The sequence below is a fragment of the Pseudomonas sp. CK-NBRI-02 genome (assembly GCF_008124495.1).
Classification (GTDB): domain Bacteria; phylum Pseudomonadota; class Gammaproteobacteria; order Pseudomonadales; family Pseudomonadaceae; genus Aquipseudomonas; species Aquipseudomonas guariconensis.
In genome coordinates this window covers 102,541-121,071 of record NZ_VSJH01000003.1, presented here as the reverse complement: position 1 = coordinate 121,071, position 18,531 = coordinate 102,541, and the positions used below count along the sequence as shown (strand labels likewise).

Here is an 18,531-nt window from a genome sequence, read left to right as displayed (position 1 = left end):
TTCTCCACGGTTCCAGGGTGAGGGTCAGGCGTCGGCGGCCAGGGTCAGCTCGGCCAACACGCGCATCTCGGCCAGCAGCTCACGGACATAGCGCACCTGGTCATTGGCCCAGCGGTGCTCGTCGGCCAGCATCTGCTCCAGGCTGTAGCCCGGTGGCAAGGGTGTTTCGCTCATCTCGCGGTAGACGATGAAAGGGTCGGCGTCTTCGCCCACCTGGCGGAACGCCGGGGCGATGTAGTGGTTTTCCTGCTCGAGGATGAACGCCACCACCTGGGGTGTGGACTCACCCAGCAGCAACAGTTCCATCAGCATGCGCGCGCCGGGCAGTTGATCCTCGGCGCTGCCCTGCAGCACGCCGTAATGGCCAAAACCGTTGGCCTCGGGCACCACGCGCACGCCCTTGAGGTGGACCTGGCGAATGAACGGCGCCAGGTTCGCCAGCGCAGGCAACGGCTGCTCGCAGGCATTGATCATGTTGCCGAAGTCGAACAAGGCATTCAGACGTGGGTGCCCGACCCGACGTAGCAAGGTGGCGATCTCGTCGCTCTTGAGCTCTTCGTGTTGCTCGAAGTCGAAGTTCAGGTCGTGCTCATCGGCCAGGCGCGCCAGGCGGCGCAGGTCATCCTCGATGATGCTCATCACCCGCGACAGGTGCCCTTCGTAGCGCGAATACACGCGGATGTTGCGGCTGCCGATGGCACGGGCGACGGCCACAGCCTGGTCAACGTCCGCGGGCAGCGTGCTGCTGATCTCCAGGTGCACGTCCAGCCCGAGGCCACGGGCTTTGTCAGCGAAGGCCGCCAGGCGTTCGGGCGTCATGCGCGAGAGGCTGTTGTGCTCGCCATCGAGCAAATGCAGCGAGAGACCGTCGAGCCCATGCCGGTAGGCAAAGTCGAGCATGTCCTCGGGGGTGACCCGTCCGTGGGTGAGGTTGGTCAGAAGCGGATAACCGTGGGCGAACAACCGCAGGCTGTCCAGACGCGCCAGCAGACGGCGGGCAAGGTCGGCGGTGAGCAGCACGGGCGTGCACGGCGCCTGCGCGTTGTGGCCCATGAGACCGGCGAAACGGGCTTGGATAGGATTCATTATTGTCATTTCCTCAGAGCGATGCCGGGGTGGCCGGCCGTGCCTTTATCGCTCCGAAGTGGCCCCATCCATAGAGCCATTAATCTTTTGTTGGTATAGCCATTTTGAAGGCCTGGCTCAGACCCGCATACCCAACGCGTCAAGGGCCTGGGCAAGCTCGCGCACCCGCTGCGTGGCCTGCTCGGCGGGCGTGGCGGCAAAGCCCAGCAGCAGGCCCGGCGGCAGGTAGCGCTGCAGGCAGTAGTCGTTCAGCGCATAGGTATAGACCTGGTGGTTGCCCAGCCCGCGGGCCAGGGCATCGTCGTCCACGCCCTCGGGCAGCCAGCCGATCAGGTGCAGCCCCGCCTCCACTGGCGCCACCGAAAGCAACCCGCCCAACTGGCGTTGCAGTGCCTCCACCAGGCTGGCCTGGCGCTCCTGGTAGAGCGCGCGCATATGGCGGATATGGCCGAGGAAGTGGCCGTCAAGCATGAAGTCGGCCGTGGTCGCCTGGTGCAATGTGGAGGGGCTGCGGTCCATCACCGCACGGATCGCGCAGAACGGCTCCACCAGCGCTTCGGGCAGGATCACATAGCCCAACCGCAACGACGGATAGAGCACCTTGCTGAAGGTGCCGACGTAGATCACCCGCTGCCATGGATCCATCGCATGCAGCGCCGGCAGCGACCGGCCCACGTAGCGGAACTCGCTGTCGCAGTCATCCTCGACGATCCAGCCCTGGCTGCGCGCGGCCCAGTCGATCAGCTCCTGGCGCCGTGGGTAGCTCATGGTGGTGCCCAAGGGGTGCTGGCGCGAAGGCGTGGTGAAGACCAGGCGCGCTTCAGGGCACTCACGTATCCCTTGCTGCACGTCCAGCCCCTGCTCGTCGATCCGCAGGGGCACGAGCTGGCAGCCCAATGCCTGGAAGGCGATGCGCGCGGCAATGTGCCCGGGGTCTTCCATCCACACCCGGTCACCTGGGTTGAGCAGCAGCATGCCCAACAGGTTGAAGGCTTGCTGGGCGCCGGAGGTGATCACCACCTGCTCCACGTTGCACTCGATGCCACGCGCGTCGAACACATATTCGACGATGGCCTCGCGCAGGCGCTGCAGGCCTTTGAGTTCGCCATAGGCCAATTGGGCTTTGTCGGGTTTGCGCAGGTGGCGGTTCATCAGGCGCTTCCACACCGGCATGGGAAACGCATCGTAGGCCGGGTGGCTGGGCAGCAAGGACACCGGGCGCTGCGGGTCCCAGGCGCTGTAGGAGATACCGCTGAAGTGCTCGCTGCGCAGCGAATGCACGGCCTGGCTCAGGCTCGACAGGCGTGGTGGCTTGGTGGGCAGGTCGGCCTGGGCCACCCTGCCCTGCCATTCGTTGCCCACGTAGGTGCCGGCCCCGGTGCGCGAGGCGAGAAAGCCCTCGGCGGTGAGCAGGTCGAAGGCGTTGAGCAGCGTGATCCGCGACAGCGACAGTTCCTTGCACAGGGTGCGGGTAGAAGGCAGGCGCGTGCCACCGGGCAAGCGGCCGCTGAGGATCTGCTTGCGCAGTTGCAAGTAGAGTTGGCGGTAGAGCGGGATCGAGCTGCCGCGATCAAGCTCGACGCCGCTGAGCAGCACGCCACCGGGGGTTTTCATGGATTTCGTGTCCTGAGGGCCAGAGGGCTATTGTGCGCTGGCTCTCACCTTCCATGAAACGGGTTTACCCGCGAATGCGATAGTGAACTCACCGACGCTTTCGCGGGTAAACCCGCTCCCACAGAGATCGCAGCGTACCTGGAGATCCTCGACGTTTTCGTAGGTAACCACACCCACAAAGATCGCAGCGCGCCTGCGGATTCTCAGGTTGCCGCAGCCCATTGTGGGAGCGGGTTTACCCGCGAATGCGATAGTGGATTCACCAACGCTTTCGCGGGTAAACCCGCTTCTACAGCGATCGAGGCGCGGTTTAGGCCCGCACTTTGCGCACGGGCTCGGCGCTGCGTTGTTGCTCTTCCCAGCCTTCCACCAGTCCGACCGGCACATCGGCAGGCGCGAGCGGCTGGCGGCCGCGGACCAGGTCCGAGGCGCGTTCGGCGAGCATGATGGTCGGCGCGTTGAGGTTACCGTTGGGCTCGCTCGGGAACACCGAGGAGTCGATCACCCGCAGGCCTTGCAGGCCACGTACGCGCAGCTCGGAGTCGACCACCGCCATGTCGTCCTCACCCATCCGGCAAGAGCCGCAGGGGTGCATGGTGCTCTCCATGTTGGCGCGCACGAAGGCGTCGATCTGCTCGTCGGTCTGCACATGGGGGCCGGGCGCCAGTTCCTCGCCACGGAAGCGGTCCATGGCCGGCTGGGCGATGATCTCCCGGGTCAGGCGCACGCAACGTCGGAAGCCTTCCTTGTCCTCCTCGCTTTCCAGGTAGTTGAAGCGAATCTCCGGGTGCTGGTACGGGTCGGCCGACAGCGCCTGCACATGGCCTCGGCTCTTGGGCTTGTTGGGCCCGGTAAGCACCATGAAACCATGGCCCTTGAACGGTTTGTCGCCGTCATAGCGCATGGCCGCCGGCAGGAAGTGGAACTGAATGTCCGGCCAGCGCAGGCCCTTGGCCGAGCGGATGAAGCCACCGGCCTCGAAGTGGTTGCTCGCCCCCAGGCCATCCTTGAACAGCAGCCAGCGCAGGCCGATCATCGCCTTGCCCAGCAGGTTCATCTTGCCGTTGAGGGTCACCGGCTCCTTGCAAGCGTACTGGATGTAGATTTCCGAGTGATCCTGCAGGTTCTCGCCCGCGCCCGGCAGGTCGTGGCGCACTTCGATGCCGGCCTTCTTCAGCACCTCCTGCGGGCCTATCCCTGAGCGCTGCAACAGGTGCGGCGAACCGATCGGGCCCGAGGACACCAGCACTTCGCGGTTGCAGTAGACCTTATGGGTCTTGCCGCCCTCGTCGTATTCGACCCCCACCGCGCGCTTGCCGTCGAGCAGGATGCGCCGGGTCATGGCGTGGGTGACGACGGTCAGGTTCGGGCGAGTCATGGCCGGGCGCAGGTAGGCATTGGCGGTGGACCAACGCACGCCATCCTTGACCGTCATGTGCATGGCGCCAAAGCCTTCCTGCATGTAGCCGTTGCAGTCGTCGGTCTTGATGTAGCCAGCCTCGGCGCCGGCTTCCACCCAGGCGCCGTACAACGGGTTCTGCATGTTGTTGCCGTTGTTGGTGGCCAATGGGCCGCTGGCGCCGCGGTAGTCGTCACCGCCGAACTTGAAGGTCTCGGCACGCTTGAAGTACGGCAGGCAGTTGCGATAGCTCCAGTTCTTGGCCCCCAGGCTTTCCCACTCGTCGAAGTCGTGGGCATGGCCGCGGATGTAGACCAGGCCGTTGATCGAGGACGAGCCGCCCAACACCTTGCCCCGCGGGCAGTGCAGGCGCCGGCCATCGAGATGGGGCTCGGCGACGGTCTCGTAGCGCCAGTTGTATTTCTTGGTGTTCATCGGCAGCGAGAAGGCGCTGGGCATCTGGATCAGCACGCTGCGGTCGCTGCCGCCGAACTCCAGGACCAACACCGAGGTGCCGGCGTCTTCGGTCAGGCGGTTGGCCAGGACGCAGCCGGCAGAGCCTGCGCCGATGATGATGTAGTCATATCGCTTGTTCATTTGCTGTAACCCTTTGCTCCGAGGCCTGCTGCCTCGATGTTGCGTTCATTGCCCTTTGGGTAGCCACCCCAGCCCAGGCGAGTGGCCAGTGCGCGGGTCAGCCCGTAGTGCACCAGCCCAGCCAGCAGGCAGGACGGCAGCGAAGCGGTGGCGAAGGTGAAGAAGGAGGTGTGGGCCAGGGTCTGCGGGTTGAACACCACCACGTAGATCACGAAGCCTGCCACCAGCGCCACCAGTGCGATGGGGTTGAAGCCGCCGCAGAAGCGCAGTGGCGATGTGTCTTGCGCGGCATAGAGCTGGCGCAGGTTCACCAGCTTATGGCGCAGGAAGAAGTAGTCGGCGATGCCGATCCCGGCCAGGGCGCTGTTGAGTGCCGAAGTCCACACCAGGAAGATGAAGAAGCCGTCGTAGATGCCTGGGAAGAACAGCACGATGGCCACCGGAATCACGCAGAACAGCCCCACCAGCACACCCCAGCGCACACTGCGCAAGCGCTCCCCGGTCACTTGCCGCAAACCGATGACCGCGGTGTAGAGGATGTTGACCATGCCAGTCAGGTTGGCCAGTGCCAGAAAGCCCAGCGCCACCACGCCGAAGGCCATGCCACCGGCCAGGCGCATCCAGGCGGTCGGGTCGCTGCTGCCCAGGGTCGATGCGGCGAACAGGCTGACGGTCTCACCCAGGGAGGCGGCACCGAAGATCCCTACCAGGTTCGGCCAGAAGGCCGTGCGCTGGTTGCTGCACAGACGCGACAGGTTGCCGATGTAGGGCCACCAGGAGAACCCGGCCGCGATGTTGATCTCCACGGCGATCATGAAGTTGATGCGCGAGTCGGCGAACGGCGGTTGCAAGGCTGGCATGGCCAGCAGTTGGTCCAGGCTGTGGCTGCGGGAGATGAAGTACATCAGCGCCAGCATGATCAGGATCAGACTGGGTGCGATGATCGCGCTCAGCAAGCGGATCATGTCCGGCCCACGCATGGCCACCAGCGCCGCCAGCACGATGGCCAACAAGGCACCGCCGGTCACCAGCCAGCCGTCGCCATCGGGCGGGACTTGCTGCACCAGGGTTTCCAGGTTGTCCAGCGCTCGCCCACACATCAGCCCCAGCACCGCCAGCCAGCCCATGGTGAGCACCACCACCGACAGGATGTAGACCAGGCGGCTGCCATTGAGGCCGAACATGCTGCGCAGGAAGGTGAACTGCTCCACCCCATACTTGCCGCACGGCACGCAGGTGGAGAACGCCGCGAGGATCACCCCCACGATGTTGCCGATGACGATGGCGCAGATCCCTTGCTTGGGGCCGACGAACAGCGCCGTAGCGCCGCCGATCAGAAACACCCAGGTGGCCACCGCCAGCGCGGAGTTGGCGTAGGCATAACCCCAGAAGCCCCAGACCCGCTCGCTGGGCAACAAGGGGGTGTCGCCGCGTTCGGCGGCCAGTCGGAATTCCTGCTCTTTGGACGGGCTCATGCTTGGCCCCCCCACAGATAGAAGCCCACCATCACGACCAGGGCGAACACCGCCAGCGCCAGGTAGTCACCGACGCCCATCGCACCTGGCCAATCCGTCCGTCCTTCCAGTTCCTCATAGGCGCACAAGCGCCTTTCCAGATCTTGCGCTCGCTCTACATCTGCTTGGCTGTTCATGGGCATCACCTCGATAGGTTCTTGTTCTTGAAATTCGATGCATCCGATAAATCAGCGCCGCCCGCCAACCTCAGCGGCGCTGGCCAGCCCTGGACCTCAGGGCAAGGTGATCCAGACCGCCTTGGTCTCCAGCAAGAACTCCAGTTGTTCGGCGCCCATGTCCTTGCCATAGCCCGACTGCTTGTAGCCGCCGAAAGGCATGGAAGGATCGAGGGTGCTGTGCGCGTTGACGTAGACGGTCCCTGCCCGCAGACGCGGAATCAGCCCGTGGACCCGGCCCAGGTCGTTGGAGTAGATGGCCGCGGCCAAACCGAACTCCGAGTCGTTGGCCAATTCCACCGCCTGCTCCTGGGTATCGAACGGCTGGGTCACCAGCACCGGGCCGAAGATCTCCTCACGCACGATGCGCATGTCGTGGGTGCAGTTGGCGAAGATCGTCGGCTGCACGAAGAAGCCTGGGCCTTGGACCGGCTCACCGCCGTAATACACCTGCGCGCCTTCGGCCTTGCCGAGGGCGATGTACTCCAGCACCCGCTGCTGTTGCTGACGCGACACCATGGGGCTGATGAAGCAATCCGGGTCCAAACCGGGGGCGATCTTGAGCGTTGCGGTGTAGCGTGCCAGCGCCTCCAGGAAGGCCGGATAGATGCTGCCCTCGATGTAGACGCGGGTCCCGGCGTCGCACACTTGGCCTGAGTTGAAGAACACGCCGTTGGCCACCGCCTGGGCGGCGGCTTCGACGTCGGCATCGGCGAACACGATCACCGGCGACTTGCCACCGAGTTCCAGGGTCAGGCGCTTCATCTGGTCCATCGAGGCCTTGCCCACCGCACAGCCGACCGGGGTGGAGCCGGTGAAGCTCAGCTTGTCGATGCCTGGGTGGCTGGACATGGCGTTACCCACCACGCTACCACGGCCGGTGACGATGTTCACCACGCCGTCGGGCAGCCCGGCTTCCTGCACCAGCTCGGCGAAGCGCAGGGCCGAAAGCGAAGTGAGCTCAGCCGGTTTGACCACCACGGTGCAGCCAACGGCCAAGGCCGCGCCCAACTTCCAGGCCATGGTCTGCAGCGGGAAGTTCCACGGCACGATCACCCCGACCACGCCCACCGCTTCCTTGCGGGTGTACGCCAGGTAGTTGCCCGGCAGCGAGGGTTCGACGGTGCGCCCGTGGATCTTGCTGGCCCAGCCGGCGAAATAGCGGAAGGTGTCGATGGTGCCCTGGATGTCCACGGCACGCGCCTGGTCGACCGACTTGCCCATGTCGATGGACTCGATCTGCGCCAGCTCCTCGCCATTGGCCTCGATCAGATCGGCAAGGCGGTGCAGCACGCGCTCACGCTCCAGCGGCTTGAGCTGGCTCCAAGGGCCGCCGTCGAACTGCGCACGCGCAGCCTTCACGGCGCGGTCTAGGTCCTCGGCGGTGCCCATGGGGATGCGGGTGAGCACCGCTTCGGTGGAGGGCTCGACCACCTCAGCGGTGGCGCCATCGCTGGCCTGCACCCAGGCGCCGCCAATGAACATGTGCTGCTGTTTGGAGAGAAAGCGCTGGGTCGCCTCGGAAACACCGAAGGTCTGCAGGTAGTTTTTTACCTTGTTGTCCACGTTGGAAACTCCGGATCAGCGAGCTTTGGCGCGCGCGTGGAAGATGAAGCCGATGCTGTTCATCAGCAGTTGCGCGGCGAGGATGGACGTCACGCCAGCAGGGTCATAGGCCGGGGCCACTTCCACCAGGTCCATGCCGACGATGCGGCCGTTGCTGCGCTTGGCCAGCGCCTGGATGATCTCCAGCACTTCGTAGTACTGGAAGCCGCCATGGCTCGGGGTGCCGGTGCCCGGGGCGATGGACGGGTCGAAGCCATCGATGTCGATGGTGATGTAGTAATCGATGTCCTGGGGGATCTTCGCCAACACGCCTTCGACACCCAGGCGGCGCACGTCGCGCACCGAGAGAATGTTCGAGCCGGCATCGCGGGCGGCGTCGTAGTCGTCGCGGTTGGAGGAGGACACGTTGCGGATGCCCATCTGGGTCATGCCGGTGATGTTCGACAGCTCCGAAGCGCGGCGCAGGGGGTTGCCGTGGCCATAACGCACGCCGTGGCGCTCGTCGACGAAGTCCAGGTGGGCGTCGAAGTGGATGATGTGGATCGGGTCGCGTCCTTCGAAGGCCTTGATGACCGGCGCATGGATCGAGTGGTCACCGCCCAGCACTACCGGCATGGCGCCGCTGGCGAGGATCTGGCGCACGGCCGATTCGATGTTGGCGTTGCTGGTGGCCATGTCGGTGTGCACGATGTCGGCATCGCCCACATCGACCATGCGCACCTGGTCTTCGGTCAGGTAAGTGGCGTCATCTTCGTGGTCATAGGCGCCGGAGTGGCCGAAGGAGAACAGCGTGGATGCCTCGCGGATGCCGCGCGGTCCGAAGCGTGCGCCGGAGCGCCATTGGGTACCCATGTCGTTGGGCGCACCGAGGATCGCCACATCGGCGTCGATGGCGTTCCAGTCGGTGCAGATGGGCGACTTGGCGAACGTGCAATGCCCTACGAAGGGCAGGTTCAGGCGGCCGGATTCATAACCATGCTTTGCCATGTTCGAGCTTCTCCAATTTCTTGTTCTGGTCAGGAGACGGGGCGACTGTGCGACACCTTTGAATCCACTATGGGCCCGGCCAGGCCCTGGAAAAATGCGCAAGTCCAGATGCATACATCGGCTGCGCCGAAGTATCTGGCGCGGCCGATGTCTGCATCTGCGCAGACCGACGCTGCCGCAGGCGTTTTGCCAAACGCCGGGATTGCGGTTGCTCTGCGTGCAGGGTTAGCTTTGGCAAAAACACATTCAGCCGAGCGTTCATATCAGCAACCCGCGATGTGACCTCGGCCCGGGAGGCCGCGGTGATCCAGCTCCACGATGTCGATCTGAAGCTCCTCAGGGTGTTCGCCACCATCGTCAAGTGCGGCGGGTTTTCCGCGGCGCAGGCGGCGCTGAACACCGGCCAGTCCACCATCAGCGAACAGATGACGCACCTGGAGACCCGCCTGGGCGTCAAGCTCTGCCAGCGCGGGCGCAGCGGCTTTCGCCTCACCGAGCAGGGCGTGGCCATCCATGAAGCCACGTTGCGCCTTTTGAGCGCGGTGGAAAGCTTCTGCATGGACGCCGACGTGCTCAAGCAGCACATCAGCGGCCAGCTCAATTTGGGGATCATCGACTCCACGCTGACCGACCCCGACTCACCGCTGCCGCGCACCACCCAGCGCTTCGTCTCCCGAGGCCACGATGCCCAGCTGAACATTTACATCGGCGCCCCGGCGGAGCTCGAAGAGCGGGTACTGGACGGGCGTCTGCACCTGGCCATCGGGCACTTTCCCCTGAGGGTGCCGGGGCTGTCCTACCTACCGCTGTACAACGAAGCCCTGGGGCTGTATTGCGGCCGTCGCCACCCGCTGTTCGCCAGCAAACCGGCCAACGGGCGCCTGCTCGAAGAGGTGCGCGCCTGCCGGATCGTGGTGCGCGGCTACATGCAGCAGTACGACCTGACGCAGTTGGGCATGAGCAAGGCCGACGCCACCGTGGAGAACATCGAGGCGGCGGCGATCCTGATCATTTCCGGGGCCTATATCGGGTTCTTGCCGGTGCACTTCGCCGAGCAGTGGGTCAAGACCGGCGAGATGTACCGCTTGGGCGCCAACACCCTGGACCTCACCTCCCCCTTCGACGTGATCACCCGACGCGGCGTGACCCCGCCGCCGATCCTGCAGGCGTTTCTGGAGGACCTGAACACGTGTATGTATCTGCCCGGCTTTGCGTGAATACGCGTCGAGCAGTGGTTGGTTTTGAGGTTGTGAGTTTATCCATTTGACCTGGCGACGCTCGTTCACCTTTGCGCCCTTACGGCGGTGCCTGGGCTGGCGTTATTTCATTCAGTGGTTTTCGTGGTGAACTTTTTGGCGCATTCGCGGGTAAACCCGCTCCCACACGGATCGCGTCGCTCTTGGGGTTGTGTTGCGCCTGTCAGACCGGGCGCAAACGTTAGGACGACGCGATACCTGCGGGTTTACCCGCGAAGAGCGCACCATGGATTCAAAGCCAGACTGCATCCCAGTGCAGGTACTCCCTGACTGAGCACAGACGCCAGGGCGACGCGATTCCTGTGGGAGCGGGTTTACCCGCGAAGGGAGCACCACGGATTCAAAGCCAGACGGCATCCCAGTGCAGCGGGTTTACCCGCGAAGGGAGCACCACGGATTCAAAGCCAGACGGCATCCCAGTGCAGGTACTCCCTGACTGAGCACAGACGCCAGGGCGACGCGATTCCTGTGGGAGCGGGTTTACCCGCGAAGGGAGCACCACGGATTCAAAGCCAGACGGCATCCCAGTGCGGGTACTCCCTGACTGAGCACAGATGCCAGGACGACGCGATCCGTGTGGGAGCGGGTTTACCCGCGAAGGGAGCACCACGGATTCAAAGCCAGACGGCATCCCAGTGCGGGTACTCCCTGACTGAGCACAGACGCCAGGACGACGCGATCCGTGTGGGAGCGGGTTCACCCGCGAAGGGAGCACCACGGATTCAAAGCCAGACGGCATCCCAGTGCGGGTACTCCCTGATGCTACTCACCAAGCCCGCACGCAGCGGGTTGGCCACAATGTACCTGGCCACTGCCTTAACCTCCTCCTCCCGACGCAGCGCCCGGTCTTGGTAGCCCGGTTGCCAAATCGGATGATCTTCAACACCTGACTGATGCAAGGTACGGCTTGAGCGCGACTTGAACCTGCGCATCAAGGTGCCCAGCGTTGCAGCCTTGAGTTCGATCAACCAATGAAGATGATCCGGCATTACCACCCATGCCAACGATCGACAGGCCTGCTCCTGGTCCAACAGACGTAGATGGTGAATCACCAGGCGAGCAGGTCGAAGATTGCAAAACAGCGGTTTGCGACGATGCGTGACAGTGGTCAACAGGTACAACCTGCCAGGCGCCGAGTAGCGGCCACGGCGCAGCAGGTGGGATTTGGCGAGAGGCATTGGATCTTCCTTGAGTCAGGTCTCGCCTTAAGCCTAATGATTCGGTCGAACTACCCAAGTGGGGAATGGTTTCTGGATATGCTTGTGTTGTCCTCTTCGCGGGTAAACCCACCTGGTCCGCGCAGCCCCTTGTGGTGGGTTTACCCGCGAAAAGCCCAGTGCCTAAAGGCAGGTCTGGCGAATGCGCTTCTTGTCGATCTTGCCCACGCTGGTCTTGGGGATTTGGTCCACGAAACGCACCTGCCGGGGCACGGCCCATTTGTTCAGCCGCCCGTTGTCGACATATTGCTGCAGATGCCGGGCAAGGGCTGGCTGGTCCAGCGTCATGCCTTCGGTGCAGACCACCAGGGCCAGCGGCTGTTCGCCCCAGCGCTCGTCCGGCAGGCCGATCACGGCGACCGAGTCGACGCCGGGGTGCTGGCTGATCAGGCTTTCCAGCTCTACCGAACTGATCCACTCGCCTCCGGTCTTGATCACGTCCTTGATCCGGTCGCGGATGCGCATCACCCCGTGCGCGTCGATGCACGCCAAGTCGCCCGTGTGCAACCAACCGCCAGCCCAGAGCGCGGCGCCTTGCTCGGGCGCATTGAGGTAGCCCTGGGTCAGCCAGGGCGCACGCACCACCACTTCGCCGAGGGTTTCGCCGTCATGGGCCACGTCTTGGCCCTCGCCATCGACGATGCGCAGATCCACCAGCGGGATCGGCACGCCGGCCGCGATACGCAGGGGCACCTGCTGCGCCATGGGCAGCGCCAGGTCCTCGGCACTCAGGCAGGTCAGGCTGAGCAATGGGCAGGTTTCGGACATGCCGTAACCGCAATGCACGCGAATGCCCCGCTCGCTGGCTCGCTGGGCCAGGCCCTGGGTCAGGGCGCTGCCGCCCAGGAGCATCTTCCAACCCTTGAGGTCTGTGCGCTTGCCCTCTTCGCAGTCGAGCATCATCTGCAGCAAGGTGGGCACGCAATGGGAGAAGGTCACCCCTTCGTCACGGTACAGGCGCACCAACTGATTGGCCTCGTAACGCCCGGGGTAAACCTGCTTGATACCCAGCGCCGTGGCCACATAGGGCACGCCCCAGGCATGCACATGGAACATCGGCGTGATCGGCATGTACACATCGCCCGTGCGTAACAGCGGCTCACCACCACAGGCGGCGAGCGTGCCCAGTTCGTTGAGGGTGTGCAGTACCAGCTGGCGATGGGTGAAATACACGCCCTTCGGATCGCCAGTGGTGCCAGTGGTGTAGAACAGCGTCGCGACGGAGTTTTCATCGAAATCGGGGAAGTCGAAGTGGCTGTCCACCGCCGCCAGCAAGGCCTCGTACTCGCCCACCAACGGCAGGCCGGTCACCGGCACCAGGCCTTCGCCGAGGCGGATGAAGCGCTCGACCGTGCCCAACTCGCCGTGCAGTTGTTCCATCAGCGGCAGGAAATCGTCATGCACCAGCACCAATCGGTCTTCGGCGTGGTTCATGGTGTAGCGGATCTGCTCGGCGGACAGGCGCACGTTGACCGTGTGCAGCACCGCGCCGAGCATCGGCACGGCGAAGAAGCATTCCAGCGCCCGGTGGCTGTCCCAGTCGAGCAAGGCCACGGTATCTCCCGGGCGCACGCCGGCCTCGGTGAGCACATTGGCCAAACGCTGGATGCGCGTCTGCAAGGTGGTGTAGCTGTAGCGCAACTGGTCGGCGTAGACGATCTCCTGCCCCGGCTGGTAGCGCACGCCCGACAGCAGCAGGCGCTTGATCAGCAGCGGGTAGGTGTAGGCCTCGGCCGCCGGTGCGATGACGCGGGTCTTGATCATGGCGCCCTCCATCACAGCTGCGCCTCGTCGAGCAGGTAGAGGCTGTCGCTGCCTGCCTTGACCACGGCGCTGAGCGAATGGATGCGCGGCAGCACGCGAGCGAAGTAGAACCGCGCCGTGCCCAGCTTGCTCTGGTAGAACGCGCCCTCCTGCGCCATGGCCACATCGGCCATCCGCGCCCACAGGTAGGCGTACAGCGTGTAGCCGAAGGCGTGCAGGTACTCCACCGCCGCCGCGCCGATTTCTCGCGGGTTGCCCTGGGCGCGGTCGAGCACCCAGGCAGTCAGTTCGTCCAGGTTGTCCAGCGCGGCCAGCAACGGCGTGCGGAACTCGCCGCGCGACGGCGCCAGGCCTTGGGCGAATGCGCGCATCTCATCGCACAGCAATTGATAGCTGCGCCCGCCGTCGGCGACCAATTTGCGACCCACCAGGTCCAGGGCCTGGATGCCATTGGCCCCCTCGTAGATCTGGGTGATGCGGCAGTCGCGGATCAACTGCTCCTGGCCCCACTCGCGGATATAGCCATGGCCGCCGAACACCTGCTGGCCATGCACCGTCGTCTCCAGCCCCATGTCGGTCAGAAACGCCTTGGCCACCGGCGTCAGCAATGCCACGCGAGCCTCGGCCTGGCCGCGCGCGTCGGCTTGCTCGCTGTACTTGGCCACGTCCAGTTGCTGCGCCACGTAGGTGGAAAACGCTCGCCCGCCTTCGTTGAGCGCCTTCATGGTCAGCAGCATGCGGCGCACGTCCGGGTGCACGATGATCGGGTCGGCCGCCTTGCCGGGCGCCTCGGGGCCGGTGGGCGCCCGGCCCTGCAGGCGGTCGCGGGCATAGGCCACGGCGTTCTGGTAGGAGCGTTCGCCCAAGGCCAGGCCCTGGATGCCGACGCCCAGACGCTCGTAGTTCATCATGGTGAACATGGCGTTCAGGCCCTTGTTCGCCTCCCCCACCAGGTAGCCGAGGGCACCATCGAAGTTCATCACGCAGGTGGCCGAGGCCTTGATGCCCATCTTGTGCTCGATGGAGCCACAGCTGACCGCGTTGGCCTCGCCCAGCTCACCATCGTCCTCGACCATCACCTTGGGCACCAGGAACAAGGAGATCCCCTTGGGTCCGGCCGGCGCGTCAGGCAGCTTGGCCAGCACCAGATGGATGATGTTTTCGGTCAGGTCCTGTTCGCCGCCGGTGATGAAGATCTTGGTACCGGTGATGCGGTAGCGGCCATCGGCCTGGGGCTCGGCGCGGGTGCGGATCAGGCCCAGGTCGGTGCCGGCGTGGGGCTCGGTCAGGCACATCGACCCAGTCCAGCGGCCTTCATACATCGGCGGCAGGTAGCGGGCCTTGAGCGCGTCGCTGGCATGGTTGAGCAACGACAGGCAGGCGCCGGCCGTGAGCATCGGGTAGAGGCCGAACGACAGGTTGGCGGCGTTGAGCATTTCCTCGACCTGGGCGCCGATCACCTTGGGCATGCCCATGCCACCGAACGCCTGGGAGCCCGTCACACCCACCCAGCCATCGGCCGCGTAGGTCCGGTAGGCGTCGAAGAAGCCATCCGGGGTCGTCACCGTGCCGGCCTCGAAGCGACAGCCTTGTTCGTCGCCGCTGCGGTTGAGCGGCGCCACGACCTGGGCGATGACCTTGCCAGCCTGTTCGAGCACGGCCTTGGCGGTGTCGGCATCGACCTGTTCCACCAGTGCAGGCGTCTGCGCCCACCAAGCCGGGATATCGAAGACTTCGTTGAACAGAAAATCCATATCGCGCAAAGGCGCAAGGTAATCAGACATGAAACGAACACTCGGCTTCTTGGTTGTTGGAGTGCAGCCCACCTTGGGTGCGGGGGCTGGTGGCGTTCGCCCGGACCTTGTCGCCGGGCAGGAGGAAGTACGACAGCGCCGGGATCAGCACCAGCGCGCCGAGCATGTTCCACAGGAACATGAAGGTCAGCAGCAGGCCCATGTCGGCCTGGAACTTGATCGGTGACCAGGCCCAGCCCACCACACCGGCGGCCAGGGTGATGCCCACCAGGCCCACGACCCGGCCGGTGAAGGCCACGGCGTTCTGGTAGGCCTGGGCCAGCGAGAGCCCCTTGCGCTGGTAATGCAGCTGCACGCTGAGCAGGTACAGGGCGTAATCCACACCAATGCCCACGCCCAGGGCGATCACTGGCAAGGTGGCGACCTTCACACCAATGCCCATGGCCACCATCAGCGCCTCGCACAGCACCGAGGTGAGCATCAGCGGCAGCACCGCCACCAAGGTGGCGCGCCAGCTGCGGAAGGTCACCAGGCAGAACAGCGTGACGGCCAGGTACACCAGCAACAGCATGGTGCGGTTGGCTTCGCGCACCACGATGTTGGTGGCGGCCTCGATCCCGGCGCTGCCGGCAGCCAGCAGGAACTGCCGATCATCACTGCTGTTGGCCTGGGCGAAACGCTCGGCGGCAGCCACCACCTCGTCCAGGGTGTCGGCCTTGTGGTCCTTGAGGTAGGCGATCACCGGCATCAGCGAGCAATCGTTGTTGAACAGCTCTGGGGCGTTGACCGAGGCCTGCTGGGCGGCGTAGTTGAGCACGTCCTGGTTGCGCTGGATGCTGTTGAGCTTGGGGTTGCCCTCGTAAGTACCGGCGGTGATCTGGCGCACGGCGTTGGTCAGCGACAGCGTGGTCTGTACACCTGGCAGCTGTTGCAGCTCCCAGGCCAGGCGATCGGCCAACACCAACGTCTGGTAGCGCAGACAGCCTTCAGGCGCGGTCTTGACCATGACCGCGAAGGTGTCGCTGGAGAGCGCGTAATGGTCGGTGATGTAGGCGTTGTCGCGGTTGTAGCGCGAGTCGGCGTGCAGCTCCGGGGCGCCGCTGTCCAGGTCGCCGATCTTCAGCTGCAGGCTGGCCCACAGCCCCCCTGCCCCCATTGCCACGGCCACCAGCACCGCCGCCGTGGCCCACTTGCGCTCGGTAAAGCGGTCCAGCACATCCCACAGTTTGCCGAAACCTCGGTGCGCGGCGGCGCGCGAGTCGATGCGCAAGGCGCGCTCAGCGGCCTTGCGCCCGACACCGATGTACGACAGCGCCACCGGCATCAACAGCAGCGAGGTGAAGATCAGCACCGCCACGCCGATGCTGGCGGTGATGGCCAGGTCCTTGATCACCGGAATGTCGATCAGCATCAGCACGGCAAAACCCACCGCGTCGGCCAGCAGCGCCGTCACCCCGGCCACGAACAGGCGGCGGAAGGTGTAGCGGGCCGCGACCTGGCGGTGGGTGCCGCGCCCGATGTCCTGCATGATGCCGTTCATCTTCTGCGCGGCGTGGGACACGCCGATGGCGAAGATCAAGAACGGCACCAGAATCGAGTACGGATCGATCGCGTAGCCCAGCCAGGCGACGATGCCCAACTGCCAGACCACCGCGGTCAGCGAGCACAGCACCACCAGCAAGGTACTGCGCACGCAGCGGGTATACAGGTAGATGATCACCAGGCTGGTGACCACCGCCAGGGCGAAGAACAGCATCACCTGGATCAAACCGTCGATCAGATCGCCCATCAGCTTGGCGAAACCGATCACGTGGACCTTGTAGGGGCCGGCCGCTTCGTAGTGGCTGCGCAGCTGTTCGAGCTGGCGGGAGAACGCGTGGTAGTCCACGCCACGGCCAGTGGCCGAATCCCGGTCGAGCAGCGGCACCACCAGCATGCTCGACTTGAAGTCGCGGGCCACCAGGCTGCCGACGATGTTGGCGCGCTCGATGTTCTGGCGCAGCTGCTCGATGTCCGCCTGGGCCCCCTGGTAGCCGTCCGGCATCACCGGGCCGCCCTGGAAGCCCTCCTCGGTGACCTCGGTCCAGCGCACAGCCGGACTCCACAACGACTTCATCCAGGCGCGGTCCACGCCCTGGCTGAGAAACAGCTCATCGTTGATGTGCCGCAGGGCCTGCAGGTAGGCCGGGTCGAAAATGTCGCCCTCGGTGTTCTCCACCACCACCCGCAACGAATTGCCCAGGCCGCGCAGGGACTGGCGGTTGTCCAGGTAGTTCTGGATGTAGGGGTGGCTCTGCGGAATCATCTTCTCGAAGCTTGGACGCAGTTCCAGGCGGGTCAGCGCCACGTAGCCCAGCACCAGGGTGGCCAAGCACATGGCGAGCACGAACGCCAGGCGATGGTTGAACACCAGGCGCTCCAGCCCGTTGCCCGAGCGCGTGTCGAAATCTTCGAGGTTGCGGATCACCGGCAGGGTGTCTTGTTGGATATCGGCCATCAGGGTTTTCTCTTGTTATGGGTGGCGCTTACTGAAGCGCCAGCGTGCGTACGCCGCGCTCGCCCACCAGCACCAGGTCGGTGGCGGTGTCGAAGGCGCTGGCACTCACGGGGGTGCGCGAGGTTTGGCGCACCAGGATGAAACTGGCGCCCCCATCGCGGCTTTGCAGCAGGTCACCGGCCTGGCTCGACAACCAGAACTGGCCGTGGCTGTCCAGGCTGGCAGCGGTGAGGCTGGTGGCCAGGCCCGTGTTCACCGGCTGCCAGTTCAGGCCGCCGTCGGTGCTGCGGTAGGCATGGCCGCGCAGGCCGTAGGCCAGCAGCACCCCCGCTTTGCCGGTGATGCCGAAGAACGTGCCGCTGTAGGGCGTGGCCAGCCGGGTGAAGCGCTGGCCGGCGGCATCGAGCTTGAGCAGCAGGCCCTGCTCGCCGGTGATGTACAGCGCGCCGTCGACCTGCGCCAGACTGGTCAGGTGCAGACCCTGGGGGTTGTCGCTGCGCTCGAGCCAGGGCGTCCAGCTGCGCCCGCCGTCAGTGGTGTGCAGCAGCAGATTGAACACGCCGACGGCAAAGCCGTGCTGCTCATCGGTGAACCACACATCCAGCAGCGGCTTGTCAGCGCCTTCGGCCACCAGGCGCTCGCCCTCGGCCACCCAGGCGGCCCAGCGTTCATCCTGCGGGGCGGCCTGGGCCTGGGCGAGGTACCAGGCGAGCACTTGCTCTGCGAGCACGCGACCGTCCAGTTGTTTTTCCCAATGCTCGCCGCCATCGCCGCTGTGCAGGATCACCCCGTCGTTGCCCACGGCCCAGCCACTGCGGGGAGTGGGGAAGCTCACCGCATTGAGGTCGGCGCTGACCGGTACCTGAGCCTGCTGCCAGTGCGCGCCGTGGTCATCGGAATACACGATGTGCCCACGCGGACCGACAGCCACCAGCCGCTCACCGGCACGGCCCACATCGCGCAAGGGGCTGACCGGCGCCAGCGCGCTGGGCATCGCTGGCAGGTCCAGCACATCCACGTAGGGCGCGGCCTGGGCCAGGCCCTGCAGGGCGGCACAGAGCATCAGCACCTGGGCGCTTGATTTGAAGACAGACATCCCGAACC

General features: G+C 65.0%; 13 protein-coding genes. 1 reads left to right on the top strand and 12 read right to left on the bottom strand.

Annotated elements, in window-relative coordinates:
• Positions 1-24: 24 nt before the first annotated feature.
• The 7 genes from DQ397_RS03115 to speB form a co-directional block, all read right to left on the bottom strand.
• Positions 25-1,089, bottom strand: a complete 1,065-nt coding sequence (locus tag DQ397_RS03115; RefSeq protein ID WP_043214836.1) for a sugar phosphate isomerase/epimerase — start codon at positions 1,087-1,089, stop codon at positions 25-27.
• A gap of 114 nt (positions 1,090-1,203) precedes the next feature.
• Entirely contained in the window at positions 1,204-2,700 is a 1,497-nt protein-coding gene (locus DQ397_RS03110; protein WP_148921468.1) for a PLP-dependent aminotransferase family protein, read from the bottom strand.
• A gap of 310 nt (positions 2,701-3,010) precedes the next feature.
• Positions 3,011-4,696, bottom strand: coding sequence for a choline dehydrogenase (gene betA, locus DQ397_RS03105; protein ID WP_043215795.1), 1,686 nt, complete (start codon positions 4,694-4,696; stop codon positions 3,011-3,013).
• Positions 4,693-6,171 (bottom strand): cytosine permease, encoded by a 1,479-nt coding sequence (locus DQ397_RS03100; RefSeq protein ID WP_043215794.1) that lies wholly within the window; start codon positions 6,169-6,171, stop codon positions 4,693-4,695. The genes betA and DQ397_RS03100 overlap by 4 nt, the downstream gene beginning before the upstream one ends.
• Positions 6,168-6,347 (bottom strand): hypothetical protein, encoded by a 180-nt coding sequence (locus DQ397_RS03095; RefSeq protein ID WP_043215793.1) that lies wholly within the window; start codon positions 6,345-6,347, stop codon positions 6,168-6,170. Before DQ397_RS03095 ends, DQ397_RS03100 begins: the two co-directional genes overlap by 4 nt.
• Before the next feature lie 96 nt (positions 6,348-6,443).
• Positions 6,444-7,952 (bottom strand): aldehyde dehydrogenase, encoded by a 1,509-nt coding sequence (locus tag DQ397_RS03090; RefSeq protein ID WP_043215792.1) that lies wholly within the window; start codon positions 7,950-7,952, stop codon positions 6,444-6,446.
• A gap of 15 nt (positions 7,953-7,967) precedes the next feature.
• Positions 7,968-8,939, bottom strand: a complete 972-nt coding sequence (gene speB, locus DQ397_RS03085; protein WP_043215790.1) for an agmatinase — start codon at positions 8,937-8,939, stop codon at positions 7,968-7,970.
• 302 nt (positions 8,940-9,241) lie between these two features.
• Here speB and DQ397_RS03080 point away from each other — a divergent pair, with 302 nt between their 5' ends.
• Positions 9,242-10,156: a LysR family transcriptional regulator gene (locus DQ397_RS03080; RefSeq protein ID WP_043215789.1), complete on the top strand. Its 915-nt coding sequence runs from the start codon at positions 9,242-9,244 to the stop codon at positions 10,154-10,156.
• 761 nt (positions 10,157-10,917) lie between these two features.
• Here the strand turns inward: DQ397_RS03080 and DQ397_RS03075 are convergent.
• The 5 genes from DQ397_RS03075 to DQ397_RS03055 form a co-directional block, all read right to left on the bottom strand.
• Positions 10,918-11,373 carry a transposase gene (locus tag DQ397_RS03075; RefSeq protein ID WP_043215924.1) on the bottom strand — a complete coding sequence of 152 codons (456 nt, stop codon included), beginning with the start codon at positions 11,371-11,373 and terminating at the stop codon, positions 10,918-10,920.
• A 162-nt stretch (positions 11,374-11,535) separates the two neighbouring features.
• Positions 11,536-13,176: a fatty acid--CoA ligase gene (locus DQ397_RS03070; protein ID WP_256664333.1), complete on the bottom strand. Its 1,641-nt coding sequence runs from the start codon at positions 13,174-13,176 to the stop codon at positions 11,536-11,538.
• A gap of 11 nt (positions 13,177-13,187) precedes the next feature.
• The gene (locus DQ397_RS03065; RefSeq protein WP_148921466.1) at positions 13,188-14,960 is read right to left on the bottom strand and encodes an acyl-CoA dehydrogenase C-terminal domain-containing protein; all 1,773 of its coding nucleotides are present in this window, start codon (positions 14,958-14,960) and stop codon (positions 13,188-13,190) included.
• Positions 14,953-17,427, bottom strand: coding sequence for an RND family transporter (locus tag DQ397_RS03060; RefSeq protein WP_043215714.1), 2,475 nt, complete (start codon positions 17,425-17,427; stop codon positions 14,953-14,955). Before DQ397_RS03060 ends, DQ397_RS03065 begins: the two co-directional genes overlap by 8 nt.
• Positions 17,428-17,455: 28 nt before the next feature.
• On the bottom strand, positions 17,456-18,523 hold the full coding sequence (locus DQ397_RS03055) for a YCF48-related protein (protein ID WP_043215715.1): 1,068 nt from the start codon (positions 18,521-18,523) through the stop codon (positions 17,456-17,458).
• Positions 18,524-18,531 lie beyond the last annotated feature (8 nt).

Excerpts from the sequence above, each read along its gene's own strand:
- DQ397_RS03075 (WP_043215924.1), bottom strand. The coding sequence starts at position 11,373 with ATGCCTCTCGCCAAATCCCACCTGCTGCGCCGTGGCCGCTACTCGGCG.
- speB (WP_043215790.1), bottom strand. The coding sequence starts at position 8,939 with ATGGCAAAGCATGGTTATGAATCCGGCCGCCTGAACCTGCCCTTCGTA.
- betA (WP_043215795.1), bottom strand. The coding sequence starts at position 4,696 with ATGAACAAGCGATATGACTACATCATCATCGGCGCAGGCTCTGCCGGC.
- DQ397_RS03060 (WP_043215714.1), bottom strand. The coding sequence starts at position 17,427 with ATGGCCGATATCCAACAAGACACCCTGCCGGTGATCCGCAACCTCGAA.
- DQ397_RS03055 (WP_043215715.1), bottom strand. The coding sequence starts at position 18,523 with ATGTCTGTCTTCAAATCAAGCGCCCAGGTGCTGATGCTCTGTGCCGCC.
- DQ397_RS03100 (WP_043215794.1), bottom strand. The coding sequence starts at position 6,171 with ATGAGCCCGTCCAAAGAGCAGGAATTCCGACTGGCCGCCGAACGCGGC.
- DQ397_RS03095 (WP_043215793.1), bottom strand. The coding sequence starts at position 6,347 with ATGAACAGCCAAGCAGATGTAGAGCGAGCGCAAGATCTGGAAAGGCGC.
- DQ397_RS03065 (WP_148921466.1), bottom strand. The coding sequence starts at position 14,960 with ATGTCTGATTACCTTGCGCCTTTGCGCGATATGGATTTTCTGTTCAAC.
- DQ397_RS03110 (WP_148921468.1), bottom strand. The coding sequence starts at position 2,700 with ATGAAAACCCCCGGTGGCGTGCTGCTCAGCGGCGTCGAGCTTGATCGC.
- DQ397_RS03070 (WP_256664333.1), bottom strand. The coding sequence starts at position 13,176 with ATGATCAAGACCCGCGTCATCGCACCGGCGGCCGAGGCCTACACCTAC.